The organism is Streptomyces sp. NBC_00259 (genome assembly GCF_036181745.1).
GTDB lineage: Bacteria > Actinomycetota > Actinomycetes > Streptomycetales > Streptomycetaceae > Streptomyces > Streptomyces pratisoli.
The window spans coordinates 6,052,034-6,071,983 of record NZ_CP108080.1 but is presented as its reverse complement, the minus strand read 5'-3'; the positions used below and the strand labels follow the sequence as shown (position 1 = coordinate 6,071,983).

Annotated in this window: 3 protein-coding genes; all 3 read right to left on the bottom strand. The window is 72.3% G+C overall.

Annotated elements, in window-relative coordinates; genetic code table 11:
• Window positions 1-20 precede the first annotated feature (20 nt).
• Genes OG766_RS27380 through OG766_RS27370 form a run of 3 tightly spaced genes read right to left on the bottom strand, consistent with a single transcriptional unit; the run spans window position 21 to window position 19,869 of the window.
• Window positions 21-9,218: an SDR family NAD(P)-dependent oxidoreductase gene (locus tag OG766_RS27380; RefSeq protein ID WP_328726405.1), complete on the bottom strand. Its 9,198-nt coding sequence runs from the start codon at window positions 9,216-9,218 to the stop codon at window positions 21-23.
• Window positions 9,215-18,568, bottom strand: coding sequence for a polyketide synthase (locus OG766_RS27375; RefSeq protein WP_328726404.1), 9,354 nt, complete (start codon window positions 18,566-18,568; stop codon window positions 9,215-9,217). The genes OG766_RS27380 and OG766_RS27375 overlap by 4 nt, the downstream gene beginning before the upstream one ends.
• 2 nt (window positions 18,569-18,570) lie before the next feature.
• Window positions 18,571-19,869, bottom strand: a complete 1,299-nt coding sequence (locus OG766_RS27370) for an aromatic ring-hydroxylating oxygenase subunit alpha (protein WP_328726403.1) — start codon at window positions 19,867-19,869, stop codon at window positions 18,571-18,573.
• Window positions 19,870-19,950 lie beyond the last annotated feature (81 nt).

Here is a 19,950-nt window from a genome sequence, read left to right as displayed (position 1 = left end):
CCTTTCGTTCGACTCTCCGGTCATGCCTGCCCCGGCCCCCGCTGTCCGTCGTGCTCGAGCAGGGGACGCAGCAAGGCGCTCAGCGCGGAGGTGGGCACGTCCTCGTGGTCGGGGGTGGGGGGACGGTGGGAGGCCGGCGCCTCATGGGCGGCGAGGTCGGCCGCGATCTCATCGGCCGTGCGTGCCCGCATCAGCAGCGACGGATCGACGGTCAGATCACTGCGCTGCTCAAGGGCCGTGGTCAGCTCGGCGATCACCAGGGAGTCCAGCCCGAGCCTCTGGAGCGGACGGTCTCCCGGGTCCTCCCCGAGCACCTGGACGAAGGCGTCCCGGACCCGTGCGCGCATCCTCGCCACGCCCTGGCCGGTGCGCGCTGCGGGGAGCGCATGTGGTGCGGCCTGCGCCACCGTCGACGCGCCGGCCTCGGCCCGCGCCGCCGGCACGGACTCGACGGGCTCGACCGACTCGACCGGCTGGGCGGCCTCCGGCGGGGTGGCGGGAGCGCTTCCCGGGAAGATCACGGCGCCACCCGAGCGCAGGTGGTCGAAGAAGGCGTCCAGTGCCTGCTCGGCGCTGAGCGAGTACGTGGCGGAGAAGGACGCGTTCGCCTTCATGCCGATGCCCGTCCAGTTGGGCCACGCGTGTGCGGTGACCGTCGTGACGGCGTCGTTCTCCCGCTCGGCGAGGGCCAGTTGGTAGGCGTTGGCGAGGCTGTAGTCGACCAGGCCCCGGCCGGCCAGCGCCTGCGTGCCGGCGATCGAGGACACCAGGACGGTGAAGTCGGCGCCCTGTGCCTTGGCCAGCCGTACGACGTTCAGCGAGCCGGGGACCTTGGGGGCGAGCACCTTCTCGGCGTCACCCCATGTCCGGCGGTGCATCGCCCCGAACGGGTTGACCCCGCCGGAGGAGTGCACGATGCCGACCAGCCGCCCCCAGCGCCCACCGAACTGCCCGGCCACAGCGGCGAGCGCCGCCGGGTCGGAGACGTCGCAGGCCAGGTACTCGACCTCGGCGCGCTTCGCCAGCTCCCGCAGGGGGGCGGAGCTCTCGGCATCGACGACCGACCTGCCGATGATGCCGATGCGCTTGGCTCCTCGGTCGATGAGCCGCTCGGTCAGGCTCAGCCCTACGGCGCCCAGTCCTCCGGTGACCAGGTAGTACCCGGAGGCCGGCAGGGCGTACGGCGGGCCGGCCGGCGTGGGCACCGGTTCCGGGGTGTACCTGACGCCTCGCCGGTAGGCGGCGACCACCGTGCCGGCGTCGGCCCCGGCCGCCGGGCCGGCGCTCAAGGCGGCGTACTCGGCCGCCAGGCGAACGGCGTGCACCTCGGCCGGGTCGGCCGGGTCCAGATGGACCACCGCGGTGGGCTTCCGGCTCTCGGCCCCGGCGGCCCGTACGGCCATGGCCATGGCGGCCCGCTCGGGTGAGAGATCGCCGCGCTCGCCGGGATGCACGGCCACGTCGTGGAATCCGGCCCAGAGCAGTGTCCCGTGCGCGGGCAGCGCCTTCATCGTGCTGCCCAACTCGGCCCAGAAGCCGCCGAGTTCGATGGGCGGGCCGTCCTGGCTCCTCCGGCTGCCCGGGGCGTCGACCACGATGGTCGCGTCCGCCTGTCGGCCGGGCTCCACGACGGTCACACTCCGGTCCCGGAGGACCGTCGTCAGCGCCCGCCCGATCTCGGGGTCAGCGGCGACGAGGCGCACCGTGGCCGGGGCGACCGCGAGCGTGGGCGCCAGTTCTCGGGCGCGCCACTCGATGCGTACCGCCTCGCCGCCCGCCGCCGCCGGACCCGGCACGACCGCGGGGTCGGTGGTGTGCCAGTACGACCCTCGCGCGAACGGATAGGTGGGGAGGTCCGTGACGCGGGCGCCCTTCGCGGAGAGCGAGGCCCAGTCGACGTGCGCGTACCCCGCCCTGACCAGCTCCACGACGTCGGCGGGCGTGGGCGTCGACCGGGGCGACCCGGCACGGCCCGCCGCCTCTTCGGCGGTCAGGTCGATGTCGACGCGAGCCACCGGGACACTGCCGGCGGCGACGGAGCGCAGCGCGGCGGCGAGATCGGCGGCCGTGCGTCCGTACACCGCGGTCTGGAACTCCAGTGGGGAGCGGCCGGTGTTGGCGGTGTGGCAGAGGTCGGCGGTCTCCCAGTCGTCGCGTGCCGTCTCGAACCGTTCGGCGTAAGCGCCGGCGAGGGCCCGTAGCGCGGTCTCGTCCGCCGCGCTCACCCGCACCACATGCGAGTCCTGCGCCAACGTCTCCCGCACCGGCAGTACAGGCGGCTCCTCCACGATCACATGAGCATTCACCCCACCCATGCCGAACGCACTCACCGCAGCACGCCGAGGCTCCTCACCCCGCGGCCACGCCACCACACGATCCGCCAGATAGAACGGCGTCTCCTCGAACCTGATGTGATCATTCGGCCGCACCACATGCAACGACGGCGGAACCACCCCATGCTCCAACGCCAACAACACCTTCACCAGCCCCGCCAACCCCGCAGCCGGCTCCAAATGCCCCACATTCCCCTTCAACGAACCAATCGCACAAAACTGCGACCGACCCGTCACCCCACGCCACGCACGCGTCAAACCCTCCACCTCGATCGGATCACCCAAAGACGTCCCCGTCCCATGAGCCTCCACCAACCCGATCGACTCCACCGACACCCCCGCATCACCCAACGCCGCAGACACAACCTCCTGCTGCGCCGCACTGCTCGGCACCGTCAACCCACTCGTACGACCACCATGGTTGACCGCACTCCCCCGAATCACACCCCGCACCCGATCACCATCACGCAACGCAGCACCCAACGGCTTCACCACCACCGTCACCACACCCTCCCCCGGCACAAACCCATCCGCACCCGCATCAAACGGCCGGGACGCGCCCGAGGGGGACAGCGCACGCAGGTTCTTCATCGCGACGTAGTGCAGCGGGGACAGGGCGACCCGGACGCCGGCGACGATGGCCTGCTCGCACTCGCCGTCGCGGATGCTCCGCACCGCCGTGTGCAACGCCACCAACGACGACGAACACAAGGTGTCGATCGTCATGCTCGGCCCGTGCAGATCCAGGAAGAAACTCACCCGATTGGCCAGGAAGGCGTTGTGATTGCCCAGGCCGCTGGGCGCGTCCAGCTCCGGAGCGATGTTGTAGTCCTTGTAGTGCTGGTAACTGGCGCCCACGAACACACCGGTGGACGGGGACAGCCGACGCGGCGGGAGGCCGGCCGACTCCAGTGCCTCCCAGGTCGTACGGAGCAGCCAGCGGGCCTGGGGGTCGAGCACCTCGGCCTGCTTGGGGAAGAAGTCGAAGAACCGGGCGTCGAACTCCTCCACGTTGTCAAGGAACCCGCCCACGTCGGGCCCGTTCCCGTCGGCGTACCGGCCCCAGCGGTGGGCCGGGGCCGGACGGATCTCCTCGCCCGCGTCGGTGAGCAGCGACCAGAGCCGTTCCGGGTCCGGGGCGCCGGGGAGCGCCAGGGCGAACCCGATGACGGCGACGTCCTGTTCGTCCGCGGTGTCGTCGGCGGCCGTATCGCGGACTATGGCCGGGGCGGCCGTCCGGTCCTCATGGCTCGCGGCCGGTTCGCCCGCGGGCCACTCGTCGGCTGCCGGCCGCTCGTGGGCTGCCGGCCGCTCGTCGGCCGCGGACGGGGCGAACACGCCGTCGCCCGCCAGTTCGGCGACATGCGCGGCGAGAGTGCGGCAGTCCGCGGCGTCCAGGACGTCCGTCGGGCTCAGCGTCACCCCGTACGCCGCCTCGACATCTGCCGCTATGGCGGTCGCCAGCATGGAGTCGAGACCCACGGTGGACAGTGAGGTGGTCGCCGTCACACCGGGGTCGTGGAGGACGTCCCGGACCACCGCGACGATCGCCGCCTCCGCCGCCGCGGCCTGCGGCGCGCGGCGGGCGGGAGCAGACGGTGAGGCGCCGTTGCCGGCCACGGTCCGGTACTCCACGTCGTCGAGCCGGGCCAGCACCCGGCCGTCGGCGGCGAGCACGGACGCGTCGCCGCGTCGCGTGCCGTCGCTGTCGGGCTCGGCGCCTTCGAGCAGGACGAACGCCGCCTGCCCCGCGCCCGCCCAGCGCACCGCCCGGCCGATGGAGACCGGCAGATAGGTGGCCGACGGCGCGGCGGGATCCGCCAACGTGAGTACGGCCATGGCCTGGAGGGCGGCGTCGAGTGCCACCGTCTCGGCCTCCAGGGTGCTGCCGAGCGGGACGTCGATCCGCGCGAGCACCCGGTCGGGCCCGTAGTGAACCTCGGTGATGGACCGCAGCGGCGCGGTGAGCTCCATGCCCTTCGCCACGAACCAGGCGTAGAGGCCCGCCGGTTCCAGCGTCCGGTCGAGGACGGCCCGCAGGGTGTCGAGGTCCACGGCGGCGGGCGGCGCGGCCGGGGCCTCGGCGGTGGTGAGCCGGGCGATGACCCGGCCGGCGTGCCGGAAGGTGGCCGGCCCGGTGCGTGCGGGGTCGTCCAGATCGCTCGTGAGGGGATGGTCTCCGGTTCCCCGTCCGGTGAAGGTGATCTGCCGCAGGGCACCGCTCGTCAGCAGACCGAGGGCCACCGGCAGCGCTCCGGGCACGGTCTCCTCGCCCAGAACACGGTGGGCGCGCGAGAGTCGCCGTACGACGTCGGCCGTCTCCTGCGCGTCCGGCGCCGCCGGGGCGGCCTGGGCTGCCGGTACGGTCTGGGCGGCCGTCACGGCTGCCTCGGGTCGGGAGCCGAACGGATAGGGCGGGAGGGCGGGGCGGCGCCCCTGCGGGCCGGGGTACACCGCGACCCAGTCGACGGTGCCGCCGCCGACGTAGCGGAAGGCCGGGCCGCTCAGCCCCGTCGACACGCTGTCCAGCACCGTTCCGCCGCGTAGGACAGTGCCAGGCGCCCGGTCACCCAGGCGCAGCGCCTCGGCCAGCCCGGCGCTCAGCTCGGCGGCCGTGGCTCCCAGGACCGCGACCCGGTACGCCTGGTGGTCGCGACCGACGGCACTGGAGCGGCACAGGGCGCTCGTGCCTGCCGCGTTCCCCTGCCGCAGCAGTGGCTGTACGTCCGCCATGCGCCGGGCCAGGGCGTCCGAGGTGTGTGCGGACAGGACCAGCAGGTGCTCGTCCGCTACGGCGACGGCCGTACGGGTCTCCTCGCCCGACGCCGCGTGCCGGGACTCCTCCACGTACTCCTCCACGTACGCCTCGACGTACTCCTCGACGACGATGTGCGCGTTGGTCCCTCCCATGCCGAAGGAACTGACTCCCGCCCGGCGCGGCCCGTCCGAGGTCCACGGCTGTGGCTCGACGGGGATCACGAACGGTCCGGCGGACAGGTCCAGATGGCTGCTGAGGGTCTCGAAACCGGCGACGGGCGGGATCTCGCGATGCCGCAGGCACAGCAGGACCTTCAGCAGGCCGGCGAGTCCGGCAGCAGGTTCCAGGTGCCCGATGTTGCCCTTCACGGTGCCGATGTGACACGGCTCGCCGCGGTCCGGGTCGCCGCCGAACACCTCGGTCAGCGCGGCGATCTCGATGGGGTCGCCGAGCCGGGTCGCCGTTCCGTGCGTCTCGATCAGGGAGACGTCCGCAGGTGCCACTCCGGCGTCGTCGAGTGCCGCCCTGACGACAGCGGCCTGGGCCTCGCTGCGGGGCACCGGCAGGGCGCTGCCGCGGCCCCCGTGGTTGACGGCGGTACCGCGGATGACGCCCCAGATCCGGTCGCCGTCCCGTTCGGCGTCCGCGAGCGGCTTCAGCATCACTGCCAACGCGCCCTCGCCGGGGAGGAATCCGTCGGCCCGCTCGTCGAAGGGCCGCGGCCGGGTGTCGGACAGGGCGCCGAGCTGGCTCAGGCTGCGGTAGTACCACGGCGTCAGACCGACCTGGCAGGCCGCCACGATCGCGGCGCCGCAGTGTCCCGCGCGCAGCGCGGCGACCGCCTGCTGGATGGCGACGAGGGACGACGAGCACAGGGTGTCGACGGTCTGCGAAGGGCCGGTCAGGTCCAGCGCGTACGAGATCCGGTTGGCCAGCACGGCGTTCATGGAGCCGAGCGCGGTGTGCGGTCCGACGCTCTCCAGTCCCTGCGCGTCGCGGTGATGGGTGTAGGTGGCGCCGACGAAGACGCCGATGTCGCGGCGGCCGGCGAGCCCGCTGTCGTCCCGCACCGTCCAGGCGTGCTCCAGCAGCAGCTTCTGCTGTACGTCCATCTCCTCGGCCTCGCGTACGGAGATGCCGAAGAAGGCCGGGTCGAAGCGGTCGATACCGGTGACGAAGGCACCGGTACGGCAGTAGGTGCCCGTCATACGGGGACCGCGCTGCTCGAAGTGGGCGTCGATGTCCCAGCGTTCGGCCGGCACCTCGGTGAAGGCGTGTCCGCCGGAGCGGAGCAGGGGCCACAGCTCGGCCACCCCACCGACCGCGCCCGGGAGATCACCGGACACGGCGACGATCGCGACGTCGGCGTCGCGGCCGGCGGCAGTGTGCCGCCGCGGGCGCGGGTGGTTCGGGGAGTCGGCCGGGAGCGGCTCGACGGTCTCGACGGTCTCGACGGTCACAGCCGGCTCGACGGTCACGGCCGTCTGGGCGGTCACGGCCGTCTCGCCGGTCGCGCTGGTCACGGGCTCGGCGGTCTCCGGCGCCGCAACCGCGACGGCCGCGCCGTAACGGCCGGTCAGGGCCTCGACGAGCTCGGCGAACTCGCCGTACTCCAGGAAGAGCGTCGCCGGAAGATGGACACCCCACCTGCGGGACAGCTCCTCCGACAGCTCGACGCTCATGATCGAGCTCATGCCGTAGTCCGACAGCGGGGTGTCGCGGTCGAAGGACGTGACGCCGAGCCGCTCCGCCAGGAACCGCTCCAGCGCGTCCCCGACGCGCTCCCCGTCGCCCTCACCGCTGGAGCCGGCAGCAACCTGTGCGCCGTGACCTGCCTCGGCGCGTACGTCGGACGGTGCGCCGGGCTCCGCGCCCGCGTCCTCGAGCTCGACGACCACGTCGCCGGCGTCCGGGTGGGCGACGACGACCTGGCGGGGGTCCTCTTCCGCCCCCAGTACCGCGACCAGGGCGTCCAGGCCCTCCGCGGTGTCCAACGGCCGGACACCGCGCCGCCGCAGCTGTTCCGCGACGGCCGTGCCCATGCCCACCTCGCCCCACAGGCCCCAGGCGACGCTCAGCCACGGCGAGCCGTGCGCCTGCGCGAAGGCGTCGAGGTAGGCGTTGGCCGCGGCGTATCCGCCCTGCCCCAGGTTGCCGAACGTGCCCGAGACCGACGCGAACAGCACGGCGAAGTCCAGGTCCTGCCCGGCCACCGCGGCGGCCAGCTCTCGAACGCCGTCGGCCTTCGGGCGCATCACCGCCGCGATGTCCTCGGCGGTGGCGCTGCGGATCAGCCCGTCCTTGAGCGTGCCGGCCGCATGGACCACGCCGTGCAACTCGCCGAACTCGGCGCGGAAGCGTTCCACCACGGCCGCCAGGGCGCCGGGGGTGGTCACGTCCGCGCTGTAGGACACGACCTCGCACCCTCGCGCGCCGATCGCGGCCGTCCGCTCGTCGTCACCAGCGGCCGCGCCGGAACGGCTGACCAGCGCGACGACGCCGGCGCCGTCCCGTGCGAACCGGTCGGCGACCTCCAGGCCCAGCCCGCCGTGCCCGCCGAGAACGAGGTAGCGGCCGCCCTTCCTGATGGGCCCCTTCCCGCCGTCGGGCGCGGCGTACGCCGTCCGGTCGCGCACCCGGACGGGTACGTGGCGGACGCCCTGCCGGTAGCCGACCTCGGTGGGGCCGTCGGCGGCACCGAGCTCCACCAGGACTGCGCGGAGCGCGTCGTCGGAGAGCTGGTCGATGTCGAGGAGGCGCGGGTGCAGGCCCGGGTACTCGATGGCGGCGGTGCGGACGAAACCCCACAGGGCGGCGCGCGCGGGCACCGGCCGGTCGCCGTTCGCGACCGGCTGCCCGTCCCTGGTCACGACGAAGAAGCGGGACTTGCGCTGCCGCTCGCCGAGGGTCCGCAGGGCGGCCAGGCAGCCGTACAGGCCGAGGCGGAGCTCCGCCTCCTCCCCCGGAGCGCCGTCGGGCGCGTCGACCGCGTTCCACAGGTGCACCACACCCGCGACCTGGTCCCCGACCTCCTCCCAGAGCCGCCGGAAGGCCTCCTCGTCCGGCTGCGCAAGCATCCGCCGATCGCGGTCGTCGGCCTGTGCCCCGGACGGTCCGACGCCGACCTCCATCACACGGGCTCCCTCGGCCCGCAGTTGTCGGGCGACGCGCTCACCCGGGCTGCCCGTACCGCCGTTGTGCAGCACCACCCAGGTTCCGGTCGCCGGGGCGTGCCGCTCGTCGGTCGCCGACGCGGGCCGCCAGTCGATCCGGGTGATGGGCAGCATGGCCGCTCGCGGCGGGGCCGGGGCGACGGCCGGTCGCGACACGGCGGTCGTGCGACGCATCCGGAGCCCCTCGAACTCCGCGACGACCTCGTCCGAGGGCCCCAGCAGCAGGGCGTCCGCGGTCGCGTAGGCGCCGTCGACGCCGGTCCGGCGCACCAGGACGGTCGCACCGGCCGACAGACCCGAGAGATCGGCGAGGACCGCGACCCGAGCGACGCCGATCGGGAGCATGGGATACGGGCCGGTCTCTCCCGTGAGGTCCTGGAGCGCGCAGCTGACGACCTGGAACACGCCGTCCACCAGCAGTGGATGGGCGTACCAGGGCATGGGCTCGGCGTCGGACCGCAGCGTGGCCCGGGCCACGCCGCCGTCCCCGACGGCGAGTTCCCGCACGGTACGGAAGTCGGGCCCGTACTGCAGGCCTTCACGCGACCAGCTTTCGTACAGCCGCTCCGAGGTGATCGTCCGCGTGGCCGCCATCCGCGGGCCTGTGCCGCCGGGCGGTGCCGGGACGACGTCGGGGAGCAGCCGGCCGGTTCCGGTGGACAGCGGCTTGCGGTCGCCGTCCACCGTCGTGCTCAGCTCGAAGCGGGTCTGCGGGCCGAAGGACACGTCGAGCCGGACGGGAGCCGCCGCGTCGTCGGCGATGGTGAGGGGACGCAGGAACGTCACATCGGTGAGCTCCAGCGGGGTGAAGGGGCGACGCCGGGCGACCCCCACCATCGCCATCTCCAGCTGCACCGCGGCGGGCAGCAGCCCGATGCCCGCGGAGCGGTGCTGGGCGATGAAGGGCTCCTGGCCCGTGAACGTCTTCTCGTAGGTCTCGGCCGGGTGCGTCACTGTCCCTCGCTCCGGTGCTCGTAGTGACGGTCGAACAGCGGGTGGCTGAGGGCGCTCGGCTCGTTCCTGCTGCGGCGAGCGGGCGGCGCGGCCAGGTCCTGTCGGTTGAAGGGGTAGGTGGGAATGGTGGTGGTGCGCCGGCCCTTGCCCTGGTGCAGACCGGCCCAGTCCAGATCGGTGCGGGTGTGGTTGTAGTGGTCGGCCACCGCGTTGTGCAGCTGAACCTGGTCCGTGCGGTCCCGCCGCAGCGTGCTGATCCACACCGGCTCCGTCTCGCCCCACGACGCCCGTGCGAGCGACGTCAGTTGAGGCTGCGAACCGATCTCCCACACCACCGCCGGGCCGACCTCACCCAGCGCGGCCACGGCCTGGCTGAAGCGCACCGGCTCACGGATGGCCCGGCCCCAGTAACCCGGGTCCGTGGCCGTCAGTGCGGTATGCCAGCCACCGGTCACGGTCGACGCGAACGGAATCACCGGAGCCGACAACTTCGTACCGGCCACCACATCGACGAACGGCGCGATCGCACCCTCCATCGCCGCCGAATGAAACGCATGACTGACCACAAGAGGCTGCGACCGCAACCCCGACTCCCGACAGAACCGGGATACAGCGTCCGCCAGACCCGTGATCGTCACCACGCGGGGTGCGTTGAACGCGGCGATCTCCACACCGGGATGACCCGTGAGGGCAGCAAGGACAGCCTCGGCATCCGCGTGAACCACCGCCATCGCACCCTCACCCGGCTGCGACTCCATCAACCGCCCACGCACCGCCGTCAAACGCAACAGATCCGCCAGGTCCACCACACCGGCCACCCACGCCGCCGTCAGCTCACCCAGACTGTGACCCACCACAGCATCCGGACGAACCCCCACCGACTCCAGCCAGCGCACCAGACCCACCTGAACACTCACGATCGCGGGCTGCGCATACCGCGTCCGGTCCAGCCGACCCGGCACATCACCGAACAACAACTCCAGCAACGGCACATCCACATGCCCCGCCAACAACCCGGCACACTCGTCCAACGCCGCCCGGAACACCGGCTCCACCGCATACAAACCACGGCCCATACCCAGATACTGCGAACCCTGACCCGTGAACATGAAGGCCGAAGGCTGGGCCTTGCCACCCTTCCGGGACACCGCGCGGCGACCCGTCACGACATCGTTCAGGCCGGCGGCGAGTTCGCGAGCGTCAGCACCCTGCACCGCCACCCCGTAACGATGGCTGGCACGACCGGTGTTCGCCGTGAACGCGAAGTCGCCCAGCTCGTCCTCGGACCCACCGCCCAGAGCATCCGCATACGCTCCGGCAAGGGCCCGTAGCGCGGTCTCGTCCGCCGCGCTCACCCGCACCACATGCGAGTCCTGCGCCAACGTCTCCCGCACCGGCAGTACAGGCGGCTCCTCCACGATCACATGAGCATTCACCCCACCCATGCCGAACGCACTCACCGCAGCACGCCGAGGCTCCTCACCCCGCGGCCACGCCACCACACGATCCGCCAGATAGAACGGCGTCTCCTCGAACCTGATGTGATCATTCGGCCGCACCACATGCAACGACGGCGGAACCACCCCATGCTCCAACGCCAACAACACCTTCACCAGCCCCGCCAACCCCGCAGCCGGCTCCAAATGCCCCACATTCCCCTTCAACGAACCAATCGCACAAAACTGCGACCGACCCGTCACCCCACGCCACGCACGCGTCAAACCCTCCACCTCGATCGGATCACCCAAAGACGTCCCCGTCCCATGAGCCTCCACCAACCCGATCGACTCCACCGACACCCCCGCATCACCCAACGCCGCAGACACAACCTCCTGCTGCGCCGCACTGCTCGGCACCGTCAACCCACTCGTACGACCACCATGGTTGACCGCACTCCCCCGAATCACACCCCGCACCCGATCACCATCACGCAACGCAGCACCCAACGGCTTCACCACCACCGTCACCACACCCTCCCCCGGCACAAACCCATCCGCACCCGCATCAAACGGCCGCAGGGCATGGGTGGGAGAGAACGACCGGAGTCGTGCGCCGAGTTGGAAGTACTGCGGTGACATGGCCAGGTGCACACCGGCGACGATGGCCTGCTCGCACTCGCCGTCGCGGATGCTCCGCACCGCCGTGTGCAACGCCACCAACGACGACGAACACAACGTGTCGATCGTCATGCTCGGCCCGTGCAGATCCAGGAAGAAACTCACCCGATTCGCCAGGATCGCGTTGTGATTGCCCAGGCCCGCCGCCGTCTGTACGACGTCCCCGACGACCATGTCGCGGTAGTGCTGGTAGCTGGCGCCCACGAACACACCGGTGGACCGCTGGGTGTCACCCGCCAGGCCGGCGTCCTCCAGGGCCCGCCAGGCGGACTGGACGAGATGACGCTGCTGGGGGTCGATCCACTCCGCCTCGGCGGGCGACAGCCGGAAGAATCCGGCGTCGAAGTCGGTCAGCCCTTCGACGAAGCCCGCGCGCCTGAGGTAGACGGTGCCGGGCTTGCCCTCCGTGCCGTAGTACGAGTCGATGTCCCAGCGGGAGGCGGGCACCTCGCTCAGGCAGTCCACGCCCTCCAGCAGTACGCGCCACAGCTCGTCGGTGTTCCGGGCGTTCGGGAACACCCCGTCGAAGCCGATGACGGCGATGTCGTGCAGCTCCGCGTCACCGCGCGCCGGGGTGACAGGCGGCTCGACCGCCTGCACCTGGGCCGGGACCCGGGCCGCGCCCACGGCCCGAACCGGCTCCGGGGCCGCGGCCGGCTCGGGATACTCCTCGGGCACGGCGGTCCCCGGAGCACCGCCCGCGTCCGGGGAGCCCTCGTCGGCGGGCGCCGCGGTGACCCCGTACTCGTCCCTCAGCTCGGCGGCCAGGCGATCGACCGTGCCGACCTCCAGGACCAGCGTCACAGGTATCTCCACGTCCAGCTTGGCCCGGATGTCCTGGGCCAGCGAGACCGCGAGCATCGAATCGAGCCCCTGCTCCTGCAGCGGTCGGTCCGTCTCCAGTTCGTCGACGTCCAACTCCAGGGCGGCTGCCACCCACTGGGCCAGGGCCGTGTCGAGACCTCCGGCCGCCGGGCGGCCGGGGGCCGGCACGGGACGGTGACCGTTGGACACGTGCGCCGGGGTCGGTGACGACGCCGGCACGGCACGGTGGCCGTTTCGCGTGTCGTCTCCCGGGGCCTGCGACGACGGCGCCTGGGAGAGCCGCTTCCAGGTGATCCCGCGGGCTTCCAGTACGGGTTCGTCGCCGTCGAGGACCACCAGGCTCGCGGTCAGGAGACCGGAGTCCGGCCCGGTGTCCCGGTCCCGCCGGGCGTACACCCGGGCGGTGTCGGGAAGCCGGCCGAGGACGGTGAGCCGCTCGACGGTGAACGGCACATACAGTCCCTGCGCGCCGCACGCGGCGAGCGCGATCTGGAAGGCGCCGTCGAGGAGCCGGGGGTCCACCGCGCCGGCGGTCCGCGCGTCGCCGCGCAGCACACCCATCGCCTGCCCGGGCGCCACGGACAGCGTGGACACGGTCCGGAAGCCGGCGCCGTAGCTGAGTCCGACGCGTGCGAACGCGTCGTACATCGCGTCGAGGGCGACGGGGGTGAGGCCGTCGGCGGTGGCCGGAGGGACGAGTGTCACCTGCTCGGGCCCGGTCACCTCGGCGTTGCAGACGAGGGCGCCGGTGCCGTCGCGGAAGGCGACCGTAGCGTTGTCGCGCTCGGCCGTGAGGGTCGTGGGAGCCTCGACGGCCGCGCGGAAGGTGAGGTCCCGCAGACCGAACCGGTCCTGGCCGATGAGCTCGGCGACCTTGCCGGGGTACCCGGCGCCGGGCAGTGTCGGCTTGCCGAGGACCAGGTGTTCCGCGGCCTCCGGGTGTTCCGTCCACGTGCTCTTCGTACGGCCCGACGCACCGTCGCGTACGGGCGCGTTCGGCTGCTCCGCGTTCGGCTGCTCGGCGTTCGGCTGCTCGGCGGGTTCCAGCCAGAGGTACTTCTCCGCGTGCGGAGCGGTCGGGAACCGTACGCCCGACCGGCGCCGCCGCCCGGCGGGCAGGGCCGCGCCGGCGACGAACGCGCGGGCGGCCTCGGCGAGAGCCTCCCGGCTCGCTCCGGCGCCGACCGGCTCCGTCGCACCGGTCGCGGATGCCACCCCCACATGGAGGGAGCGGATGTCCGCGACCCCGGCCAGGAACAGCTGCAGCTTGTCCTCCAGCTGCTCGACGCTGTCCGCCACGCAGGCCAGCCGGTGTGCCGCGGCGGGCCGTCGTCGGCTCGCCTCAGTCAGCTCGTCCAGGGACGGGCAGTAGGCGGAGCGCAGCATCAGCACGAGCCGGTGGGCCAGGGTGCGCAACGCCTCGTCCGATCCCGCGGAGAGGATCAGCAGCCGCGGGCCGGGCTCCGTAGCGTCCGGTGCGGCGCCGGGTCCCGCCTCGACCACCGCGTGGGCGTTCGCGCCACCGAAGCCGAAGCTGCTGATTCCCGCGACACGCGGGCCGCTGCCCCACGGCAGCGGCCGGTCGGCCACGAACAGGGGCGAACCGTCGAAGTCGAAGGACTTGTTCGGGGTGCTGAAGTTCAACGACGGCGGGATGTGTCCCGCCTGGAGCGCCAGGATCGTCTTGATCAGTCCGGCGATGCCCGCGGCGGGCTCCAGATGGCCGATGTTGGTCTTCACCGAGCCCACCGCGACCGGCCGCCGGCCGGCCGGCTCGCCCAGGACCGCGTGCAGGGCTTCGAGTTCGATGAGATCGCCCAGCTGCGTTCCGGTGCCGTGCGCCTCCACGTAGCCGATGTCGGCCGCTGAACGCCCGGAGGCGGCCAGCGCCTTGCGCAGCACCGCTTCCTGGGCCGGCCTGCTGGGTGCCGTGAGGAAGCCGGCGCTGCCGCCTGTGTGGTTGACGGCGGTGCCTCGGATCACGGCGAGGACGGGGTCGCCGTCGCGTTCGGCGTCGGCGAGCCGCTTGAGGATGACGGCGCCGGTGCCCTCTCCTCGTACGTAGCCGTCGGCGGCATCGTCGAAGGTGCGGCACATGCCCTGCGGGGACAGCATCCCGTTACGGGCGAAGGAGCGTGTCTTGGTCGGGGTGAGAACCAGGTTCGCGGCCCCGACCACGGCGGCGTCCACGTCGCCCGCCCGCAGATGCATGGCCGCTTGGTGCAGGGCGACGAGGGAGGACGAGCAGGCCGTGTCGACGGCGAAGCTCGGCCCCGACCAGTCGAAGACGTGCGACAGCCGGTTGGCGACCATGGAGGCGGCCGTGCCGGTCGCCACGTGCGGGTCGCTGGAGCCGATGCTCCGCGCCACGATCTCCGGGAAGTCGCTCGCGATGACGCCGACGAAGACGCCGGTGGCGGCGCCCAGGGACGTGTGGTCGTGGCCGCAGCTCTCCAGAGCCTCGGCCGTCACGCTGAGCAGGGTCCGCTGCAGGGGATCCATGCGGCGGGCCTCGCGGTCGGTCAGTCCGAATCGGGCGGCGTCGAAGTACTCGACACCGTCCACCCAGGCCATCGGCACATCGTCGGCGGCGGCGTCGGACCACAGGTGGGCCCAGCCGCGCTTGCCGTCCGGGGCGTGCCCGACACTGGACACCCCGCCCACGAGGTTCTGCCAGAACTCGTCCGGTGTGGCGGCGCCGGGGAACCGGCACGCCATGCCGATGACGGCCAGGGCGCCGTCGTCCGCCGGGCAGGCGGACTCCGCGGACGCGGACTCCGTCGGCGCGGACCGCGCAGAGGTCGATACGGCGGAGGTCGATACCGCGGTGTTCGATACGGCCGGGTTCGATTCGGCGGAGACGGTCACCACGGGCTCGGGATCGGCCGGCGCCCGTACGGTGATGGCGTCCTCGGTCTCCGGGTCGAGCAGCCGTACCACGCCCTCCGCGCCCAGCAGCCGGGCCAGCTTCACCGGGGTGCCCGAGGCGAAGATCGACGGGGCGGTGACGGTCGCACCCAGCTCACGGCCGAGCTGTACCGCGGCGAACGTGACGTTGACCGAATCGCCGCCCAGGTCGAAGAAGTTGGCGTGCACGTCGAAGCCGGGGTGGTCCAGCGTGGCCGCGAACACGCCCGCGATCGACTCGGCCAGCGCCTCCACCGTCACACCGGTCGGCGCCGGCTCCGAGAGCTCCACGGATTCCGCCGGCGTCGCGGCGGGCTCGGGGGCCGAGGGGATGATGGTGTCCCTCGTCGGCAGCGGCAGCTTGGCGCGCGCCACCTTGCCGTTGTCGGTCAACGGCAGGGCGTCGAGGTCGACGTAGGCGTCGGGCACCATGTAGCCGGGCAGGGAGCCGGCGACGAACGCGTCGAGCCGGGACTTGGTCGGCGTACCGTCGCCCACCAGATAGGCGGTCAGCCTCGGTTCGCCGCGTCCCTCGAAGCGCGCCGCGACGACCACGGCGGCGGTGACGCCGTCGAACTTCTCCAGCACCCGCTCGATCTCCGCGGGCTCGATGCGATTGCCGCGCACCTTCACCTGGGCGTCGCCGCGCCCGAGCCACTCGATCGCGCCGTCGGCGTGCAGACGTACCTCGTCGCCGGTCCGGTAGAGCCGCACACCGGTCACCGGGTGGACGATGAAGACGTCCTTCGTCAGATCGGGCCGGCCGGCGTAGCCGCGGGCGAGTCCGGTGCCGGAGAGGTACAGCTCGCCCGTCGTTCCGGCCGCACACTGCTGCAACTCCCCGTCCAACACGTGGAGTTCCATGTTGGGCAGGGGTTCGCCCAGCGGCAGGAAGGAGCCCACGGAGGTGACCTCGTGGCACGAGGCCCAGATCGTCGCCTCGGTCGGGCCGTACAGGTTCCACAGGGCACGGGCCGGTCCGTGCAGACGCTCGGCGGTGGCCGGCGGCAGGGCCTCGCCGCCGGAGAGCACGGTGAGCTCCGGGTGCGGAGTCCAGCCGGTGCCCAGCAGCAGGCGCCACAGGCTCGGCGTCGCCTGGGCCACGGTCACATCGCGGGTGAGTTCGGCCAGTCGGGTCGGGTCGCCCGCGGTCTCGCGGGAGGCCAGGACGACCGTCGCGCCGACCGTCAGCCCGAGGAACAGCTCCAGCAGGGAGATGTCGAAGGCCACGGTGGTGTGGGCGAGCACGGTGTCGTCGGGCGAGACGCCGAGGCGTTCACCGATCCCGGTGAGGAAGTTGGCCAGCGCCCCGTGCTCGACCTCCACGCCCTTCGGGTTGCCGGTCGATCCGCTGGTGAAGAGGAGGTAGGCCAGGTCGGAGTCGGTGACCTGGGGCGGCACCGCCTGCGCCGAGCCGTCCGGCTCGGGCACGCTCCACGCGGGGCCCAGCGACGCGCCGAGCGCGTGCGTACGGGTGTCGGTGACGATCAGGTCGCATTGCGAGACCTCCACGTACCGCTGCAGCCGCTCCACGGGGTATCCCGGGTCCATGGGCAGGAAGGCCGCCCCGGCCCGCAGGATTCCGAGCATGGCCGGGAGCAGCGGGAGGTCCCGCTCCATCAGTACGCCGACCACCGCACCGGACTCGATGCCCTGGTCGTGGAGACGCGCGGCGACGGCGTCCGCCCAGGCGTCCAGGCCGGCGTAGTCCAGCGCCCGGGCGCCGCTGCGGACAGCGGTGGCTCCCGGCCGGTCGGCCACCGTGGCCGCGAACAGGTCCAGTACCGTCCCGGCGGCCGACGGGGTGGCCGAGTCGTCCGGCCGCGCCGTGAGCGGCTCCGGGGACTGCGCCTCGGACTGTGTCGCGAGGTGGGGCTCGGAGTCGGGCTCGGGCTGGGAGTGAGGTCCGGGCTGGGCGTGGGCGTGGGGTTCCTCGCCGTGGAGCAGGGCCGACAGGACCAGGTCCTCGACCTGCTCGGTGAACTCCAGCGCCTCGTCCTCCCCCATCGCGGTCTCGCGTACGAAGACGGTGGGCGGGCCGTCCTGCAGGCACAGCAGGGCGATCTCGGTGTGCGGTTCGGCGGACGCCTCTTCCCCCGCACCGCGGTCCAGCACCATGACACGGGTGAAGCTCGGCTCGTCGGAGCCGAGCGGGCGACCGGCCAGGCCGAGCCGGAGTTCGAGGTCGCTGGCGTAGCCCTGGCGGGCGACCGCCTCGTCCAGCTTGACCTGCAGGGACCGGGAGGTGTCGCCGTCGAACCGTACGGGGAATCGCGCGGCGGCGATGCCGTGGGTCTGCTCGGCGAGGACCCGCGCGGCCGACGGCGACCAGGCGAAGTCGAAGGTCTGCTCGCCGGTGCGCTCGGCCACGACGGTGAGGAAGGCGCGGACGACCGCGACGGCCTCCTCCCGCGAGCCGGGGGTGAGGGCCAGTTCGTAGCGGCCGTAGTGGGCCGCGGCGGCGGAGAAGTCGTCGGCGGGCAGCGGGGCGGGGCGCAGCCCTTCCAGCCGTGCGCGCCACCACGGTTCGTGCACCCGCAGCACCTTCTGGGCGGCGGCGATGTCCGCCAGCCGCTCGGCCGAGACGGCGGGCAGCGGCGAGCCCGGGGCGATGCCGAGCCGCTGCGCGGCGGCCTGGCCGCTCAGCGCGCTCCCGTCGACGGCGGTGCAGTCGCTCAGCACGAGGTCGGCGTCCGGGGCGGCCAGGGTGATGGCCGACGTCGTCACCGACAGCACGGTGGTCTCGGTACGGGGGTCCTCGCGCGGGATCAGCCTGACCTGCCGGGTGAAGACCGCGCCCTGCTCGGTGACGAGGGTCGGTACCCCGAGCGGGTTCGGGAAGGAGCCGTAGTCCAGGGCCTTGGAGAGCCGAACGGCCTCGACGGCGGAGGTGCCGGCGTGGATGAGGCCGCCGGACGCCATCCGGGCGGACCGTCGGTAGAACCGCCGCTCGCGGTCGCTCGTGTCGACCGGCTCGGGCAGGGTCCGGGCCACCACGTGCGGTACGAGATCGGCGAAGAGCTCTATGCCCACCTCGGCCGTCTCGTACGTCAGCGACAGGGCGGTGGAGTGGTCGCGGACCGGGAACCAGCGCTCCAGCAGCACGCCGCCGGCGTCCACGGCCTCCGTCATCCGATGCCAGGTCGCCGCATGCCGGGACGCGCCCTCGTACAGCGCCCAGGCGGGGACGTGGCTGCCGGAGTAGCGGGGCAGCGGCCCGTCGTGGAAGTTGATCGCGGCCGTGGTCGGCAGGTCCAGGATCGCGGCGGGCAGGATGCGGAAGTTGACCATGCTGAACAGGTAGTCGAACGGCTGCGCCGAGAGCGTCGCCGACAGATCGCCGTACGGGTCGAGCACGGGGATCGCGTGCGCGTCCGCCCAGGCCTCCACGGCTGGGTCGTCGCTGAAGATTCCCTCGATCCGCACGCCCGCGTCGAGCAGCTGCGCGGCGCACTGGGTGAGGACCCGGGTGCCGCCGATGATGTAGCAATTGGCTGCCATGCTCACCCCGTGGCCTTCCCGGTCTCGGAGGTGCCCGCGAAGTCCTCGGCTTTCGCGGCGGTGTCCTCGGCCTTCGCGGAGATGTCCGCGGCTTGCTCGGCGTCCTCGGCCTTCGCGGAAGTGACCGCGCGGTCCTCGGCGTTCGCGGCGGTGTCCGAGCGCTCCGCCGTCTCGGCGGCGACCCAGGAGTCGATCTGCGAGACGACCTCCTCGTCGAGCGAGAGCTGCCCGGGCGCCCAGAGCGGGTTCGACAGGCCGCGGTGCGTCCGCTCGCACATCTCCCAGTCCTCGTAGTTCGCCTTGTCCCACAGCGCGAACACGGCCTCGTGGGAGAAGTCGCTCTTGGCGGTCTCGGAGGGGTGGAAGAGCCAGAAGTGCCGGACGAAGCACGTGCCGGGGCTCTCCGGCCAGACCCACTGCATCATCACGTAGTCGGCCGTGAACCCGAACAGCAGATTGGGCAGGATCGTGATCCAGTTGATCTTCATCCGGTCCGCTTCGGGGACCAGCTCCATCGGCGTCCGGGCGCTGCGCCCCGTCATGGAGACGGAGTTGTAGCCGTTGCGGATCGACTGCCACGCCCCGACGATGTCGCCCTTGAGGACATAGGTGCCCGCGTCGTCGAAGTCGGTGATGCGGTGCAGGTCCTTGTGGGCCGTGGGGAAGTGCAGACTCTCGTTGACGTTGTGCGCGACGAGCTTCCAGTTCGAGGCGACCGGGTAGTCCTTCGCCTCGACGCACTCCAGGTCGGCGAGCTCGTAGACGCGCGCGAACTCGCCGAACTCGCCCAGTGAGGCGTCGAGATCCGGGGCGTCGTCGGACAGCGCGATGAACACGACCCCGAACCGGACCTCGGTCCTCACCGGCAGCAGACCGTTCTTCTCCTTCTCGAAGAAGTGGTCGAAGTAGGTGCCGTTGAGGCTCTTGAGCTTGCCGTTCCGGTCGTACACCCAGCAGTGGTAGAGGCAGACCAGGCTCTGCCGCTTGCCGGCGGCCTCCTCCACGAGCTTGTAGCCCCGGTGCCGGCAGTAGTTGTGGTACGCCTGGATCCCGTTGTCCCCGTGGATGATCAGAACGGATCCGGTGCCGATGTTCAGCGTGGTGTAGGCGCCCTTGTCCTTCAGCCGGGAGACGTGGTCCACCGGGAGCCAGCGTCGGCCGTAGATACGGGCCATCTCCCGGCGGTGCTGCTCCTCGCCGGTGTAGAACTCGTGCGACCTGCCGATGCCGCCCGTCTCGAAGTAGGGCCTTTCATCGTCCTGGTCACTGATGAGATCGAACATGCTGGACGCACGCGTCATCTGCTGGTCTCCCTCAGAGGGTCAAGCGCAACGGAATGCAGTGCGGGAATGCCGGGGCGTCGGGGCCTGCGAGAAGGCCGC

What these genes read in the sequence shown, in the direction of transcription:
- OG766_RS27375 (WP_328726404.1), bottom strand. Translation starts at nt 18,568, where the DNA reads ATGGCAGCCAATTGCTACATCATCGGCGGCACCCGGGTCCTCACCCAG.
- OG766_RS27370 (WP_328726403.1), bottom strand. Translation starts at nt 19,869, where the DNA reads ATGACGCGTGCGTCCAGCATGTTCGATCTCATCAGTGACCAGGACGAT.